This window comes from Carboxylicivirga longa (genome assembly GCF_050589825.1).
Taxonomy (GTDB): domain Bacteria; phylum Bacteroidota; class Bacteroidia; order Bacteroidales; family Marinilabiliaceae; genus Carboxylicivirga; species Carboxylicivirga longa.
In genome coordinates this window covers 59,728-78,501 of sequence record NZ_JBNGOZ010000018.1, presented here as the reverse complement: position 1 = coordinate 78,501, position 18,774 = coordinate 59,728, and the positions used below count along the sequence as shown (strand labels likewise).

Sequence of the window (18,774 nt, the reverse complement as noted above, 5' to 3'; positions counted from 1 at the left end):
TGCTCTTTTAGAAATTAAACTTAACACCCATGTTATACATCTTAACCATTGGGTACAGACCATTCGATCCCGGATTTGATTCAGGGTCATAGATATCAAAATCACTAAATGTCAGGAGGTTAAAACCATTTGCATATACTCTAACATCACGCAGTCCAGCGCGTTTAAAAAAGTTTGCTTTAATAGTATAACCTAGCTCTACACTCTTCAATCGAATAAAAGAAGCATCCTGGTAATATAAATCGGATACCTGGTAGTTATTGTCTTTACTAGCTAGTGATAGACGAGGATACTCAATATGAGCACCAGCATCTGCTTTTTCCTGTGTCCATCTGCCATCATACAAGTGATCGTATAAAGCTCTATTTTGTCCTGCAAATGGTTGACGCAAAACATTTGGTAATAAACGATAGGTATTGGCCACTCCCGACCACGTCATCGAGAAATCAAAATTCTTCCAGTTAAATCCGGTATTCAGACCAAAGTTATACTCTGGCACATTAGGCGAGTATCCGATTGCTTTCTGATCTAAATCATCGATCTTTCCATCGCCATTTAAATCCTTATACTTCACATCACCTGGAAAACGATAGCCTTGATTTGGATAATTCGGATCCATATCTGTATTCACCTCCTCAGTAAAGAAGCCATCACTGATGTATGCAAAAGGCTGTCCCTCAGGCTTACCTGTTCTTTCCAGGTATGCATATGGCTGAGGCACCTCGTCCATATAAATAATCTTGTTACGTGCGAATGAAAGGTTGGCATTGATGTAATATCTAAAACCGCCGGCATTGTCATCCCAACCTAATTCAACTTCATATCCTTTATTTTCACGCTCTTTGAGGTTTACTGCAGGTAATACGGCAGCTACATAGTTGGGTACTGTCTGACGTGTTACCAACATGTCTTCTCTTTTCTCATGGAATAAATCAACACTGGTACTTAAGCGTGCATCTAAAAACTTGGCATCAAAACCAATATTCCTCTGTGTAATTGTTTCCCATGTAATATTTGGATTACCGATACGAAGCTCAAGAGCACCCTGATCAATATAATCTGATTCATAGCCAAAGCTATAACCTGCAGCGTCATAATTCCAGGCATCAGGCTGATACAGGAAGCGACCACCACCAATCTGGTCATTACCCACCTGACCATAGGATGCTCGTAATTTCAGATAATCAAACACACCTATATTTTCCATAAAGCTTTCTTCCGTTATAATGTAACCCAATGATACTGCAGGGAAGTAGTCGAAACGTTTGCCTTCAGGAAAGTTTTCGGAACCGTTATAACCAAGGTTAAAGTCTACCAGGTACTTGGTCTTATAATTATATGTCATACGTGCCACCAAACCTAACGTTCTATTCGGTATATCGGTGAATTGAGATGGATAATAAACCGTACGCTGGTTATATAATAATAAACCGCTAACATCGTGATTACCAAATTTGCGATTGTAGTTTAATCCACCTTCCACATACCAGTTACGTGCTTTGGTTGGATCCGGCTCGTTATAGCCCAGAGTACCTTCATCATTGATCTTTCTGAACACAATATTATCAGGATCCATTGGATCTTTAATCGCTTCGTATCTGTCTGGTGACGAGCTACGCGTTTTTGAATGTGTATACGTTGTATTGTACGAACCTTTCACACGCAATTTCAAGCCACGTGTCACGAAGTCTAACTTTTGAATAACATCCAGGTCCATATTTAGCACAGCCCTTGTTTGATTTTCGTTACCACGACCATAAAAGGCATTTAATGGATCTTTCATTTCAATAGATACATTATCGGCAGAAGTGGTGACCCACTTTCCGTCAACAATTCCTGAACCCGACATTGGTTGCGCCCAACTGGCCTCTTTCCAAATACCCTCTTCTGCATCTTTAGCTCTTGGCTGATTGCGCACTTCTGTACGACCACCCAAACTCAATTTTAGCAAGGTTGATTTTGTGACATCAATGTCCAGGTTAGTGCGATAGTTGTATCGATCGAAGGTAAAGTTCTCATCAAATCGTGGGTCCAGGTTTTTCAATAAACCATCCTGTGTTAAATAACCTAAAGCCACAAAGTACCGAACCCGGTCAGTTCCACCTCTCATGGTGAAGTTTGTTTTGCTCTGAAATGCCTTGTCTCTAAATAAGTACTCATTCCAATCCATATCGGGATATAGCAGATTACCTCCATTTGCAAAAGCCTCAAGTGCCTCAGGACCAAAGACAAAATTCTCCTCAGGCGTTCCATCATTAGCAGCTCGTTCGTTATGCGCCATGGCATAGGTATAGCTATTGGATTTCTCAGCTAACATGGTTGGCTGCTGAAAACCTATTGATGAAGAAACAGAAATCTTCGCACGACCTTTTTCTCCGCGCTTGGTGGTCACTATTAAAACACCATTACCCCCACGAATACCATAAACGGCTGTTGCGGATGCATCTTTTAGTACTGATATACTTTCAATTTCTTCAGGATCAATTTGCGAAAACGGTCTTTCAACTCCATCCACAATTGTTAGAATATTACGGTTGCCTCGAATAGCCAGTGCTGCCTCATCAGCCCCTGGCTGACCAGTATTCTGAACCGCTGAGATACCAGAAATTTTACCAGCCAGCGCATTCGTCACGTTAGCTGTTGGCGATTTTAGTAGCTCCTCACTGTTGATTGTTGATACGGACCCTGTTACTGTTACTTTCTTTTTCTCTCCAAAACCAATAACTACAACCTCGTCCAAACCTATATCCTCACTGACCAGTTGAACATTAATTGTGGTTTCACTCCCAACCTGAACCTGCTGGGTTGTAAATCCAATAAAGCTAATGCTTAATGTTTGTCCCGTTTCAACCCGCAGGTTGTACACTCCGTTAAAGTCTGTAATGGTACCAGTTGTTGTTCCTTCGATTACAACCGTGGCCCCGACTATGGGATCACCCTTATCATCGGTCACAACACCTGTTACATTTTGCTGAGCAGAAGCCGATATGGCTATTGACAGCAAGGTGCAGACAAAAATGAATGTTTTAAAGAATCTTTTCATACACTTTGAATTAATATTACTATTTACTCTCTCTTCGTTATTTTGTTCTCCCTTTCTGAGAAAAATTACACTCAAAACTACCTCTACAACACATATTACATTAACACATTTTCACATTTACATTGACAATAATTAAGAGATGTCCATTATTTGTTAATATTTGTTGGTTTTGCGTCAAAAAACAACTTCAAGTACTGCTTTTCAATCTATTAGAAAATTTCAAACCCTGTGATACAATGCTAATTTTATATATTAAATTGTCGATATACTATCTAGAAAACTGATGTTTTAGCATGAGTTTTTAACAGTTATTTACATTTCAAATATAGGGGGAGGCCAATACTATAATTCTTCATTAATTATCCAATACTGACCACATATTGCCACATTAACTATCAGGGACAAATCTGGAAGAATACTCACTTTTAAATTTAATTGATCGGATTGTATTACTATCAGGTGTATACTTAAAAACCACTTCATTTTTCAAATCACGTAATAAGCAAGTTTATGGGCACTAACAATATATTTGATTAACTATTATTCATATCCCTTAAACCGCAGATAGTCAAAATAAAAAAGTGAAACCATTAAGAGGTATACTTTCTGTTTATTACCTTCTTAAGAATTCACTTTTTCAATTGTTGAAGTTGTAGACCTTTATTCTATTTCAATTGCACCTATATCTGGCAGTCCATTAATTTTATTACCAAGAATATCTTTTTCAACTTTTAATCCTACGAATAAACCCTCTTTATCATCAGGTATATTAACAATCTGAATTCCTTTATCCTTTATTAAAAGCACATGCTTAGGAACAAAATCTTCAGCTGTATTACCATTAACGTTGGTGAACTTAGGATTACCTATTATTGGTGCCTCATCCTGAATTAATACATCTACAGGCCAGTTATCCGCTTTTAAAAAAAGGTTGTTCTTAAATATGATGTTTTTAACCAGCGACTCTCCAGTGGTTGCCGGTTTATACTGATCGCCCAATACCAGTTTACTCTCCCCTTCGATGTAAAAGATATTATTGGCCAATAAAGCGCCTTGCGCTGTTCGCGTTACCGCCATTTTTGCCACAATATCATTTTTCACGTATATGGTATTATTATAAAAATACGAGTTAAATGGGCCATTATGTTCTTTTCCCTTACCATTGAAGCCACTCAGCCAAAATATTTTACCTTCCTGAAAAGCACCGTTTACTTTTTTAACCCGGTGTCCATCATTAATACTAATATTATAACGGTAGGCACAATTATAATTATTTCCCAAAATCTCGCAGAAACCACCAGCGTTTCCTTCACTCACATTATATTGAACGATAACATTATCACAGTTAAAATCAATGTGACAACCTGCAGAATCGGCAGGACCGTTAGCGAATCGAAATGAGTTGTGCTCAATCAATACCCGTGAACATCCCCAGGTCCACAAACCGCTACCTCTGCCCCATTTGCGTGTATCGGTTGTGCTACCAGAGTAGGTGATGGTATTGCCTTTGACATGCCCATCTAATATACCACTCATCTGTATACCAGGTCCTCCGGTATGTGTAACCGTATTATCATACAACTTTAAACCCTTTATGCTGTGATTTCCACCTGTGGCTTTAATACCGGTATGTCCAACATTCTCAACATGACAATTTTCTACCATCATATCTTTTAAAAGCGCTCCTTTGGTACGATTAATCAACCGTATGCCCCAGCCATAAGCCTGCGTTCCGTTGGCCGAATTGGTTTCTTTTTTACTACGAACCACACTTTTATCGGCGTAGAATATATCTTTAACATTTAACAGTGATAATTTGATATTTTCGTATTCTGCGGCATTATCACAAGTAATCAGTACGCCACAGCGCATATCGTCCTTTATAGATGTTCCGCCAGGTACTCCACCTGCATCAGCGGTTATCTGCAGATTACTCACATGGATATGGCTACAGTTCATCAATAACAGTCCGTTACGATAACCTTTTGCATCAATAATTGGTAATTTGTCCAGGTCATTTTTACTGAGTGAATAATTGGACACGATAATTGGGTGACTTTTGCTACCGCTAACATCCTTTAGTTCCAGGCTTCCCAAAAAGACCTGCCCATTAGCCAACAATAGATTATCACCCGCTTTTAAAGGCAATGCACTGGCACGTTTTAGGCTTTTAATGGCTGCATCTTTTGATAATCCATTATTGGAATCACTTCCATTATTGGCGTCAACATAATACGTATTGGCCCAAAGAGGTAAGCTTATTAATAAAGCTATGAGAACTATGCTTAGTTTTTTAATCATCCTTTTCTATTTATACTATTAAAAATAACGGTTAAGTACTTATTATCTAATGCTATTTCTTCTTCGTTTTCCACTTTTCTTTATCGACGCCATATACACTCCATGGAGAAATATACTCCTGAATGGTTTCAGCATCCCGCTTAGGCAATCTGGCAGCCAATTCTTCTTTTACCTTCTTATGCTTAATATCGTTGGCCAGGTTGTGCCATTCGTTAGCATCTGACTTGTGATGATATAACTCCTCGGTCCCATCAAAGTAGCGAATATAACGCCATTCTCCTGTTCTAATAGCATAGTTGCCTCTACCCCACGATGTAATAGTCGGTTTAGTCAATTCAGTATCTGTATTTTCCAAAACTGACACTAAACTTTCACCATCGACATATGCGGGAGCTTCTATTCCTGCCATGTCGGCCAGGGTACGATAAATATTTATTAATGAAACAGCCGGTTTGTAGATTTGACCACCTTGATGTGTTTTATTTCGCCCATCGTATATAATAAAAGGCACACGAGTGGCTTCTTCCCAAAGGGTAAACTTTTTAAAGCTCATCTTCTCACCCAAATGAAAACCATGGTCAGACCACAGCACAACAATGGTATTATCAGCGTAAGGACTTTGCTCCAAAGCATCTAATACACGGCCAACATTGTAATCGGTCCAGGAAATACAGGCTAAGTAAGCACGTCGAACCTCTTCCCAGGCTTTATCCTTTTTAAAACGCGTGTCATCACCCGCTCTTCTGAAACTATTACCCTCGACAGGTATATCTTTCAAATCGTCTGCCCAAAGCGCTGGGGCCTCAATCTCATCAGGCAATGCATTGAAGAAACGCTCTGGACAATCAAATGGCAAGTGTGGTTTTACCAATCCTACCGCCAGAAAGAAAGGTTTATGGTGTTCTCTTTTTAATACATCTATACCATAACTTGCCACCTGGTGATCCACATGTTCTTCATCAGCATTAACAGTTGGGCGAAATGAATTTTTTTTACTGTTACCCACCTGATAGCCGGCACCTTCCTTAAACACTTTTCTGGAGTTCTGCAATTCAAAAAAATCGTTCCACTCACGCTCATCACCCCTTTGTCCATGATGTATTTTACCGGCTCCATAGGTATTGTAGCCATTCTCTTTTAATAAACGCGGCAATGTGATGTAGCGTTCCATCAACTGCTTATGAATTGCATCCTCATAAAACGGATAAAGACCAGAATTGAAGGGCTCAATGCCATAAAGCAAGGCATTCCGACTAGGCGAGCAACCTGGTGCGGAGCAGTGGGCATTAGTGAAGTTAACTCCTTTGGCAGCCAATTTATCCATATTGGGTGTGATAGACTGTGGATGACCACCTAAAAACCCTGTCCAGTCATTCATGTCATCAATGGCAATAAACAGAATGTTTGGAGCTTGCTGTACGCCTTTTTTATTTAATTCAACACTTTGTGCAGCACCAGTAATACTGCACCAAAACACAAATGCAAAAATGTAATATCTATTCATAACGCTACTTAATTAAGTTGCCGGATTCCAAAGCTGGCTCTCCAAAGGCTTCCATTTGTCTGTATAATTCCTTCATCATACGATCACTAACCTCCTTGTAATCAGGCTGACCATAATAATTAACCACCTCGTCCGGATCTTTTTCCAAATCAAATAACCAGGGACTATCATTTGGTGACAATACCAATTTGTAGCGATTATCAATCGCTGCCACCCAACGTCCGAAAGCATTTGTGATATAGACAATACGGTCATCTGTCAAAACCTTGTCTTTATTAGTAAAATCGGTTGATAAATCCTCACCATGAAAATTATAGGCAGAATGATCCACATTCATTAAACCAAGAATTGTTGGTGTAAAATCTGCCATTGTGAATGCTTTTTGAATTCGCTTTCCAGCTATCACCTGGTCCGGATATTTAAGTAAGAATGGTACACGAGCCGACATCTCATATGGTAAGCCTTTATTATGCTTACCGTGCTCGCCCATCAGGTCGCCATGATCGGATGTAAAAACAACGATGGTATTTTCACTCAATCCTTCCATTTCCAAAAAATTGAGGATGCGTCCTACATTGTCATCAATGCATTTTACCATGCCGAAGTAATCTGCCATTTGGTCTTGCTTTAATGACAATGTCCGATTCTTTTTCCCTTGTAAATTCAACCACTTGGGCGAAATTTCCGGATCAGGATGCATAGTTCGTGGATCTTCGAAGTGCATATGATCAAACATAGTGTCATAGGGAGCTCTTACCTGATTAGGTCCATGCGGATCTGGGATGGATAGCATCAAAGCAAAGGGTTGATCCATATCTCGTTTGATAATTTCCAAGGAGCGTTCAACAAGGAAATCAGTTGTGAAAGACTCTTCAGTAACCTTTTCTACATCGAAAGCCACTCCCTTTTTTGTAATAGCCTGGTCTACGCGTAATCCTTTGTCATCTTCTGCCAATGCCTTCCAGTGTCCCCGGTTAAACATGTATCGATTATCTGAAAAGCCAAACTGACGCTTTGGTGCAAAACCAGGTTTATCATCACCATCGAGATGCCACTTACCGACGTAGGATGTGGCATACCCATTGTCTTTTAATATATGTGCAAAAGTAACCAGCTCATCTTTTAAGGGCAAATCATTACGGTGCGAACCCGTTGCAATGGGATACAAACCACTAATCATTGAGGCACGAGAAGGTGTACAAACTGGTGAGGTGGCATACCAATTTTTGCATAAAACACCCTCACTGGCAATTTTATCCAAATTTGGTGTTTCAACAATGGTCTTCTTTCCCCACATCAACGCCTGCTCATCATTCATCGTTTCTCGATAACAACCTAGTGTGCGCAGGTTATGCTCATCGGTGTGGATGATTACCAGATTTGGTCGTTGCTTATTATTACTCTTGGCGTACACTTGACAGGTACATGCCACTACTAAGGTGAATATTAATACTAAATTCTTCATTTGTATCGATAATTAATTGTTCGAAGATACACTCGTCTTATTACGTAACTGACCACATATCGAACGAATATTAACAGATTTTTATTTTTCTACTCATTAACGATTACGAATGAGTGCTAAACTGGCATATCCATTCTATTTCAAATAAAAAAGTCTGATCAATTGATTTGAACAAACTTTTTAATAAACTAATTGTCGCTTACTTCAACTCTAACTTCTGCGTCTTAAAGTAGTTTTCTCCTCGAATAGCTTTAAAGGCATCTACCATTTCAGCTAATTTTTCCGGGTTACTATCAGCCACATTATTTTGCTGACCGATATCCTCATTCAGATTATATAACTGAAATACTTCGTCGTTACCCAACTCAATATTCACATGATTATTCTTTTTAGCTCCTTTGTATGGCGGGATCATTAACCAGTCACCTTTTCGCAATGCGGTGCGGGTGGTGGCTTCAATCACTAATTCTTCACGGCCATCAGCACTTTTGCCCATCAACACATCCATTAGCTCTTCACTATCGGTACTTGTTTCCTCAGTTCCGGTTAACTTAGCCAATGAGGCCAATAAATCCATCTGGCAAACTAAGGCGTCTGATACACCTGGCTGAATGGTACCTTTCCAATATGTAATAAATGGTACACGTGTACCAGCTTCAAACAGGCTGTATTTGCCGCCACGTAATGGACCGGCCGGAGTGTGCTTACCTAGTTTCTCAACTGCATCGTCATAGTATCCATCGTTTAATACTGGGCCGTTATCACTTGAGAACACGATTAATGTATTTTCAAGGATGCCTTCTTCTTCAAGTGTTTTCATGAACTCACCGATACACCAGTCAGCCTCCAGGATGACATCACCACGAGGTCCCATGCCCGACTTCCCTTCGAAACGAGGGTGAGGCGTGCGTGGCACATGTGGTTGTTGCATAGCGTAATACAGAAAGAAAGGTTGGTCCTTATGCGTCTTCACATAGTCCTGCGCTTTACCCAGAAAATGGTCGGCCATATCAATATCGCTCCACTTGGCTGCTTCGCCACCTTTCATATAGCCAATGCGCGGTACGCCATTCACAATGGTTGCATTGTGCCCATGGTGCCACATCATGTCGCATAGCTCCGGATTGTCCTTGCCTGTTGGCTGACCTTCAAAGTTGTTATTGTAATCCACTTCAATCGGATCATTGGGGTCCAGTCCTTCAACCATGCCATTTTCAAGATATACAGTTGGCACACGATCCTGTGTGGCTGCCATGTAATAGGCATAATCAAAACCTACTTCATTGGGACCTGGTGATACGGCTTCGTTCCAGTTAACATGACCTGTGCCCAAACCTAAGTGCCACTTTCCAACCAGTGCTGTTTGGTAACCTTGTGTCTTTAGCATTTTAGGCAAAGTAACCTGTGCCGTATCAATAATTAAAGGAGCTGTACCGGGTAGTATCTTTGCATTTTTATTTTTCCATGGGTAAACACCCGTTAACAAAGCGTAGCGACTTGGCGTACATGTGGCCGACGAGGCATAACCATTGGTGAACTTCACTCCTCCGTTTGCCAAAGCATCAATGTTAGGCGTTTGCAATTCTGTAGCACCATATGAACTTAAATCGCCGTAACCCAGGTCATCGAGGTAAATAACCACAATATTTGGTTTTGGGGATTTACTTTTTGTTGCTTTTTTTTCTGGTTGACAAGCTGTAAAAAATATGGTTAGCACCATGAACAAGCTTGCTAGTTTTGTTCTTATCATCACTTATAATTTATATTAGCTTATGTTTCACTGTTTTCTTAATCTATTTCTTCTTTTTGTATGGATTGGAACGTTTTGTTAATGGAAATTGAGGATGTTCGGTACGTGCCTTATCTAATAAAGCCAGTAACTCTTGGCACTTATCCGGGTATTTTTCAGCTACATTTTGTATTTCAGACATATCAGTTGTGATTTTATACAATTCCACCTTGTTTTGAGCTACAAAGCGAAGCAGTTTCCAATCACCTTTTCTAAGCGCCTGTACCTGTCCTTTACTTTCGTTAAACTCCCAATACAAATAACTGTGTTGCTCTTGCTCTTTAGCGTTACCTGTTAAAGCAGGCAAAAACGATAGACCATCAATACTCTTATCACTAGGTTCCAGGCCGGTAATCTCGCATACCGTTGGCAAAAAATCCCAAAAGGCACTCACATGGCTCGATGTTGTGTTTGGCGCAATGTGCTTTGGCCAACGGGCTGCAAACGGCACTTTAATGCCTCCTTCGTATAAATCGCGCTTTCGTCCTCTGCCATCCCCATTTGAATTAAAAAACTCATCCGTTAAAAGGTCGTATTCGTGTCCGTTATCGCTGGTAAAAACCACCAATGTATTCTCAGCAATCTTTAATTCATCCAATACATCCAATACTTCACCTATCTGACGATCGACATCACTCACCATGGATGCGTAGGTAACATGGCCATTTTTATCATTCAGGTAATGACCTGCTTTCATTTCGCGCATAGGCCAGTCTTTATCCTGATACAACGCTTTGCGTTCTGCTGGAATCGTCAACTCATAGTGAGGTGTTGTATAGGCCAGATGCAAATAAAATGGTTGTTCCTGTTTAGCAACCTGACGGATATACTGTTTGGCTTCCTGAGTAAACAAATCGGTAATGTACTGCCCTTTCTTTTCGACCGTAACATTGCCCTCAATGCTTATTAACTCCTCGTTACGATAGACTTGCTCGGGATAATAATGATGTGCAGGCAGATGACGATTAAACCCATAGAAATAATCAAATCCTTGCTGGTTTGGTCTGCCATGACTTAAGTTCTCGGCCAGTCCCCATTTGCCGATAATTGCTGTTGCGTAACCAGCTCTCCTTAATTCCTCGGCAATGGTTACATCTGTAGAATCGATATCAACGGGATTTCCAGATAAGGACCAACGTGGATTGCCACGGACAGTACAATGGCCCAAGTGTTTACCGGTCATCAATACAGCACGTGAAGGCCCACAAACAGGGGCACCGGCATAATGATTGGTAAAGACAATGCCTTCCTTTGCTAGCTGGTCGATGCGCGGCGTTAGTATCTTATCCTGACCATTAAAGCCCACATCGCCATATCCTAAATCGTCGAGAATAATATAGAGAATATTGGGTTTGTCGATTTCCCCTTTCTTTGTTTCCGCATTTGACTGACAGCCAATTGAGGTTGCAAATGTGATGATTACTAATAATAGAACCAGCTTCATAAATACCAATTTAATTTATTGACGGTACGATGGATTATTAGGAACTAAACCTAAACTACCTAAAAAATCAACAGCGGCTGCCTTAGGATTATAGGTTCTGCCTTTCATCTCACGCGAAGCTCTTACTGTTTCTGCAAAAGGCTGCTTATTATCCACATACATTAAGTAATGAATCGTCAATAAGGCCAGCATATCATTTTCATGAAGCAAATAGCTCTTTAATACTGATTGTGCTTCACTACTATTAAACTGATTATAAGCCATGGCTGCAGCTGTAATGGCCACCGGTGCATATTCATCAGACATCGCTTGTTTTATCTCTTTTTCAAAAGGCTGCAATTGTTCTTTTGATTGAGACCGCAAACCTACTGCCGCCCAATAACGAACAATTTTATCAGGATGTGATAAATTCTGCACTTGCTTTGTTGCTGCTTCTTTGCTTCTATCGCCGGATAACCAGGCACTCGCCAAAATATCATTGATGGCATAACTATCACTTAATCGATATTCGTAAGGAGTCTGTTCTTGAGCAAGCATCTCCAGCTCATATTCGGGCAACAGCATCACATCTCTTGCTTCCAGCATTTCCTGTTTAAGCAGTTGTCTCATCTCATTGAGTACCTCCTGGTGCTTTTCATCGTCAACCAGATTGTTCAACTCCCACACATCATCTTCAATGTTGTAAAGATACTCGGCAGGACGTGCTTCAAACAGTCGTTTTTGTACAGGATTAAGCAGATTTTGTTCATAATCGCGACGCATCTGCTGCTTGATATCGCTTATCTCCATGTAACGTATGTACCTGGCTTCAGGGATAAAAGGCATAAAATTACGCGAATAAAGGTACTTTCCATTGGTTACTGTTCGAACCAGGTCAATGCCATTATCCGCTCTATCGGACGACAACACCAAATGTTCGGCTCTTTTAGACCGATTTTCGCCCATCATAATACGACCTGTCATGTGCTCAGGAATTTCACCACCAGCCAAACTAATAACAGTTGGCGCTAAATCTTCAAAACTAACCAACTCATCGGTAACCACACCATTGGTTCCCCAGGGAGATAAATGCTTATATTTTTCAGGAAACCACATAATAAACGGCACCCGATAGCCCAGGTTGATACCATTGGTTTTACCTCGTGGAATACCTTCACCATGATCGGCATAGAAAATGATAACGGTATTTTCCTTTAATCCATCAGCTTCCAATCGTTGCAATAAGGCGCCAATTTTATTATCAGTCAGCTTGAGGGAGTTATAAACCCGGGCAAACTGCTTACGCATAGCAGGCGTATCGTTATAAAATGGAGGCATATCAAAGTCATTCTCACCTATACGTTCTTCAGCAGCCAACTCATTTAGTACCTGCTTCTTATACCAACCATAGGTGTGTGTCATTGTGCGCGATTGGTGTGAATCCATAAAATTGAAGACTGCAAAGAATGGTTGCCCCTCTGCCCTGTTCCACCAACCTGCTGTATCAGCACTCTCGTGCCAGGCTTCAACGGTATAGGCTTTTTCGTCGCCTACATTATAATCTGTCTTTTTATTGTTGGAAGTATAATACCCTAGTTGTTGAAGGTAGTATGGAAAACCTTTCATATAATTTGGTACCGCAATAGCACTGCGATGATTTCCAGTTCCTGTTTTGTAAGTTTTCACGCCTGTAATGATGGCCGTGCGGCTTGGCGAACAAACGGTTCCGGTTGAAAAGGCATTGGTAAAACGAACACCATCCATGGCCAGATGATCAATAACTGGTGTTCGGGCATCTTCATTACCATAACAGCCGATAAAATGTGGCGAAGTATCTTCAATGGTTATCCAAAGGATGTTTGGTTGTTCTAATAGCTTAGTCTGGCATGATGTAAACATCCCAAAAAGCATTATGAGCATTAAAGGCAAAGAACTTTTTATTAGCATCTGGTGGTGTTTTGGGTTAAATGTAAAAGTATAAATAACCACTCCTTATAATGGTTATTTATACTTAATACAAATCTAAAATTTATGAAAAAAAGCACTCTAACTATCTTTATTAAATATGATTACTTAATTGGTGAAAGACGGTAGATAAAACTATAATCTTCACTTTTTAAGCGGTATTCTTTACGTGGAAAAGCATTATCCATCCAGCTTGTTGTGCCACCAATACCCATTTGTTTATGGTCAATATTCAGGAATACTTCAGCATGCTTTGTTAGCTCAAACGAGTATTCGGCACGGTGCATTTCGGCTTTAGGATAATGAGTGGCACCAAAACCAATGACCTCATCACCTGTAATTTTAAGTCCTTTACCATATGCATTCGTCATTGTTACCCAACGAGTATCAGAGCGATAGCCATTTTCCTGGGGACTTGAGTACTCCACCCAAAGTTTATCTACCGTTGATTGATAAACACCTACTAATTCATTGTTGCGGTCGTTGTATGTTGGTCCTTCCGTTCCAAACCACTCAACATTATCGTAACCAGCTGCCAATACCAACTCTGTTCCCTGGCGAATCATCATCGGCAACTTGGTTTCGCCAGTTGTGTAACTGCAAGCTACATCCACTTCACCATTGCCATACACTGTATATGTTTGAGAATATTCAGCATCAATCACCGGTAAGTTACCTTTGGCCGTAATAACAATGGTATTGCCTACTTCTTGCTCGGTAAACTCATTAATTAACCATGCATTGGCTTTCTCCCACGTATATAACTTAGGCACTTTGGCAGATGCGCCTTTAATACCGCCACGGTCATTATCGGTTAAAGCTCTCCAGAAATCAGGATGTGCACCTTGCCTAATAATCTGCTCTTCACCTATGTAGTATTTCTCAAGACGCCCTGTTAATTTATCAAATACAATTGAAAACTCATCGCCCCACACATAAACCTTACGACCATTCACGCGCATTTGAGGTTTTGAAGTTGTTTTCAGCTCTGATAGGTTTGCCAATTGACTCTGTTCCAATTCAAACTGGTCCCAGGCTAATAAATGACCGGCGGCAGCATAAGGTGAAGCATGTTTTGCCTCAAACTTAAAACTCACATGGTACTCCGCATTTTGCTTCGCGTTGAAATTAACCAACTCCAAAGTAAATTCTTTACTGCTCCGAGCTTCAATATCTAGCTCCTGAATCAGACCAGATTTAATCACAACACCATTCTCAAGTAACTCCCAGGCTCCGGTCACCAGGTCCTTGGTGTTTGAAAAGTCGAACCAGTTAGTGATTTTAAAAGTGTTATTCTTTTTATCAATTACTTCAACATGGATGTTGCGGTAATGATACTTAATGGCATTTAAACCCGGATGCGGCGTCCAATTGGCTGCTAATAAACCATTCATACAGAAGGTTTCATCGTGATAGATACCACGTGCTGTTTCCCACCATCCACCATAAGCATAGAAATGGTCATCTTGAGCAGTGGCTCTGTAGTTAGCCGGCACAGGCTGCTTCAAGCCCTGATCCATCCAGTCCCACACAAAGGCGCCCTGGAAATTGTTATCGGCATAAATCTGATCCCAGTATTCTTTTAAGTTACCGTTACTATTTCCCATCGCGTGTGTGTACTCGCATAGGATAAATGGCATATCGGCATGTTTCTTTATTATCTGGGCACAACGCTCCGGTGTTCCGTACATTAATGAGAAGATATCAGCTGTATTGTAACCATGAGCTGATGTTCCCTCGTAATGGAAAGGACGAGTAGGGTCGGCCTTTTGCACCCACTTGTAAACATGCTCTACATTTGGACCGTCGCCACTTTCGTTACCAAACGACCAGATAATTACAGATGGGTGATTACGATCCCGATATACCATTCGCTTCACACGGTCGAGATGTGCTTCTCTCCATTCTGGAGCATTCGACAAACGGTTGTTCTTATTGTTGTTAAAACCATGGGTTTCAATATTTCCTTCATCAATAAGATAAAGGCCATGCTCATCACATAAGTCATACCACTCCGGCGCATTTGGATAATGACTTGTACGAACGGCATTGATATTATTTTGCTTCATCAACACAATGTCGCGCATCATATCTTCGGTAGTAACATAATGCCCCGTTTCAGGTGAATGCTCGTGACGGTTTACACCCTTAAATAATACCTGAACACCGTTGACCAATAACTTGCCATCTTTAATTTCAATGCGACGAAAACCAACTTTCTGTGGAATGACTTCCAACACATTCCCTCTTTTATCTTTCAATGACATTAAAAGCATGTATAAAGTTGGCGACTCAGCGTTCCAGCTAGTAATATTCTTTAGCGTGTGCTCGTCGGCCTTAAAAGTGGTTATTCCTTTATCTGCAACTACATCAATAGAATGTTTTAGTAGCTCCTGACCTTCTGAGTCTAATAATTGATATTCAACAACTACAGCATTTGCTACGGTTGAAACTACTTCACCCTCTAATTTCAAAATACCATTCGTATTTGATTCATCCAGAGTAGCTGTTACATTAAAATCGCGGATGTGTGATGATGGTGTTGACCACAAATACACATCGCGGAAAATACCACTTAAGCGCCAAAAATCCTGATCTTCTAAATAAGAACCATCGCTCCAGCGATACACTTCAACAGCCAATTGATTATCACCTACCTTTAAGTATTGCGTGATATTAAACTCGCCTGGCGTACGACTGCCCTGACTGTAACCAACCTTTTTGCCATTGACCCAAACGTAAAAGGCCGATTGTACACCATCGAAGTTGATGTAAACCTGACGTCCATCCCAATTAGCTGGTAATGTGAAGTTACGACGATATGAACCCACCGGATTCCATTCTTTAGGAGCTTCCAGGTTTTCTTTATCAAAAGGATATTCAATGTTGGTATAAATTGGTACACCGTGGCCTTCCAGTTCCCAGTTTGACGGCACAGAAATGGTTCCCCACTCTGCATCATTAAATGTGCTTTTGTAAAAATCAACCGGGCGCGATGATGGGTTCTCCGACCACTTAAACTTCCATAGACCATTTAAACACTGGTGATAGGCCGATTGCTTTTTATCAAAACTCAATGCAGCTTGTTCCGATTGATAAACCATCATGGTTGCATGCGGTTTTTCTCGGTTAATCTGTAATACTTTTACATTGTCCCAATCTGCTTTCTTTGCAGAAAATGCACTTAAACTGACAAGTAATAATAAGTGCGCAATGATTAACTTCTTCATCTATATGATTGATTTTTCAATGAGTATTAAATGCTTTATGCACGCGTAAATATGCAATGGCAAGATGTAGTTTTTATAGAAAAAAGAGGTGCCTATTTTATCCAAATAATAGCACATTTTTGCTTAATTCTGTGTTTTTTTATTTTTACCAATGAATGCATTCTCATGCACTCATAAAGTCCAGAGTGCTGATTACACGACACATAGAGAGAGTTAAAAGTCTACAGGAAATAGTCAATAATTTGCTCATCAACAAGCAATGACGGTATATTACTTTTATCATTAGCTACCTAATAGGTTTTGATTTAGAAATAAAGGATGGTAGTTTTTTATCCAATACTTTTTTTGTTAGTTGGTCATTCCATGTGCTTCATCTTCGTGTTTCCCAAAGAACAATACACTCGTACATGATGGTTGATTTATCTATCGGCCATTGATAATCTCATTCACTTGCTTTTTTAGTTCGCTCAATGATGGTGCATATGCTGGATCGTTTGCCAGATTATGCCATTCAAACGGATCATTATTTAAATCATACAATTCCTCTGAACCATCAGGATAAGTAATATACCGAAACTCTTGGGTACGATAAGTAAATGTTTGTGCCTCTATGTTGTAATCAACAACATCGGTAGCAATGGCCGTGAGTGCACCTTTCGGTCCATTCCAATCATCAAAAGTTGGATCTTTTAACAAAGCCTTAAAACTATATCCACCCAATGGCAGACCCTCTTCATTCTTTCTATTGTGATTGCCCAGATTACAAATATCAATCAAGCTCGGGTAAATATCGACCAATGAAACAGGTTGTTCCACTAAGGTTCCTGGTTTAACTCCTGGCATATTCACAACCAGAGGAATACGGGTGCTGTTTTCCCATGGTGAGTTCTTAAACAAGTATTGCTTTTGCCCCATCTGCCAGCCATGATCACTGGTTAAAACTACAATCGTATTTTTAGCAAACTGACTATCGTTCAAAGCATCCAGAACAACGCCTACCTGCTCATCAACAAAGGCAACACATGCCAGGTAAGCCTGCAGAAAGTGTTTTAAGCCTTCCTCCTCATTATTACCGTACGACTGAGTAAGCATCTTTGAGTACATCTGCCCTTTTGAAGTGTTGGTATACCACTTATCATCCTTGGTCCGTTCAACCGGATAGTTGTCCTTGTAATAGGTATCATCAACATCATTCGCTTTTATCACCGGCAGTTCAAGTTCATCGACGGGAAACATATCAAAGAATCGTTTAGGTGCATACAGGGGTGTGTGTGGACGAACAAAACCAATTCCCATGAAAAAAGGCTGATCATTTTCTTGCACATCCATTTCTTTGATTCGTTTGGCCGCCCATTGTGCATGCAGTTCATCAGGCAATAAGTCACGGTTTGTTTCATCAATGTAGTTAAACACTTTTCCGTCTTTACCGGAATAAGTCCATCCTACGTTCTCCCCTTTTACTTCATCGTCTTTAAACTTGGGTATATCAGATAACGGTGCATAAGAACCATCGATATCACCAATGCTGCGGAATGGTTGCGGAACCGATGGATGACCGACCTGTTTCTCGCCATCATAAGCGAAAGGGCCATAATTATTAATTTGAACACCCCACTCATCCCAAAGATGTTTTTGATTGGAATGCAATAGTTTACCGCTCCCCATGACGTAATAGCCCTTTTCTGAGAATTGCTCCATGATGGTTTTATTATTCTTAAATAGCTGTTTGGTCGATTTAGTATCTAAGCCAAAATTACGTGATTGATGTGGATAGACACCTGTAAATAAGCTATTGCGTGAAGGGTTACACAAGCCAATATTGGTTTGAGCATTGATAAAGCGTACACCCGATGCTGCCAGTTTATCAATATTGGGGGTGTGGGCTTGCGGATGACCACCAAAAGCACCCTGGTAGTCGTTCAGGTCGTCACACATGATTAGGATAACATTTGGATGCTTTGTTAATGATACCGTATCTGCCTGTTTACATGTAACGATTAACAAGGCTAATATTATTATGGAGAAACACCTTTGAAATAAATTCATATCCATTT

At 40.3% G+C, this 18,774-nt stretch carries 9 protein-coding genes; all 9 read right to left on the bottom strand.

The annotated features are described in order from the left end of the window. Positions 1-7 precede the first annotated feature (7 nt). The 9 genes from ACRD7A_RS14790 to ACRD7A_RS14750 all read right to left on the bottom strand — a co-directional run bounded on the left by ACRD7A_RS14790 (position 8) and on the right by ACRD7A_RS14750 (position 18,766). Positions 8-3,043, bottom strand: a complete 3,036-nt coding sequence (locus ACRD7A_RS14790; RefSeq protein WP_430811955.1) for a SusC/RagA family TonB-linked outer membrane protein — start codon at positions 3,041-3,043, stop codon at positions 8-10. 660 nt (positions 3,044-3,703) lie between these two features. Beyond that, positions 3,704-5,344, bottom strand: coding sequence for a right-handed parallel beta-helix repeat-containing protein (locus tag ACRD7A_RS14785; protein ID WP_430811954.1), 1,641 nt, complete (start codon positions 5,342-5,344; stop codon positions 3,704-3,706). Positions 5,345-5,396: 52 nt separating this feature from the next. Then, positions 5,397-6,848 (bottom strand): sulfatase, encoded by a 1,452-nt coding sequence (locus ACRD7A_RS14780; protein WP_430811953.1) that lies wholly within the window; start codon positions 6,846-6,848, stop codon positions 5,397-5,399. Between the two features lie 4 nt (positions 6,849-6,852). Then, a complete protein-coding gene (locus ACRD7A_RS14775) occupies positions 6,853-8,313 on the bottom strand; it encodes a sulfatase family protein (protein WP_430811952.1) in 1,461 nt (486 codons plus the stop codon). A 199-nt stretch (positions 8,314-8,512) separates the two neighbouring features. Continuing rightward, entirely contained in the window at positions 8,513-9,955 is a 1,443-nt protein-coding gene (locus tag ACRD7A_RS14770) for a sulfatase family protein (protein ID WP_430811951.1), read from the bottom strand. 151 nt (positions 9,956-10,106) lie between these two features. Next, entirely contained in the window at positions 10,107-11,546 is a 1,440-nt protein-coding gene (locus tag ACRD7A_RS14765) for an arylsulfatase (RefSeq protein WP_430811950.1), read from the bottom strand. A gap of 15 nt (positions 11,547-11,561) precedes the next feature. Beyond that, on the bottom strand, positions 11,562-13,424 hold the full coding sequence (locus tag ACRD7A_RS14760) for a sulfatase family protein (protein WP_430811949.1): 1,863 nt from the start codon (positions 13,422-13,424) through the stop codon (positions 11,562-11,564). A 170-nt stretch (positions 13,425-13,594) separates the two neighbouring features. Next, positions 13,595-16,720: a beta-galactosidase, LacZ type gene (gene lacZ, locus ACRD7A_RS14755; RefSeq protein ID WP_430811948.1), complete on the bottom strand. Its 3,126-nt coding sequence runs from the start codon at positions 16,718-16,720 to the stop codon at positions 13,595-13,597. A 423-nt stretch (positions 16,721-17,143) separates the two neighbouring features. Beyond that, the gene (locus tag ACRD7A_RS14750; RefSeq protein WP_430811947.1) at positions 17,144-18,766 is read right to left on the bottom strand and encodes a sulfatase; all 1,623 of its coding nucleotides are present in this window, start codon (positions 18,764-18,766) and stop codon (positions 17,144-17,146) included. Positions 18,767-18,774: the final 8 nt, after the last annotated feature.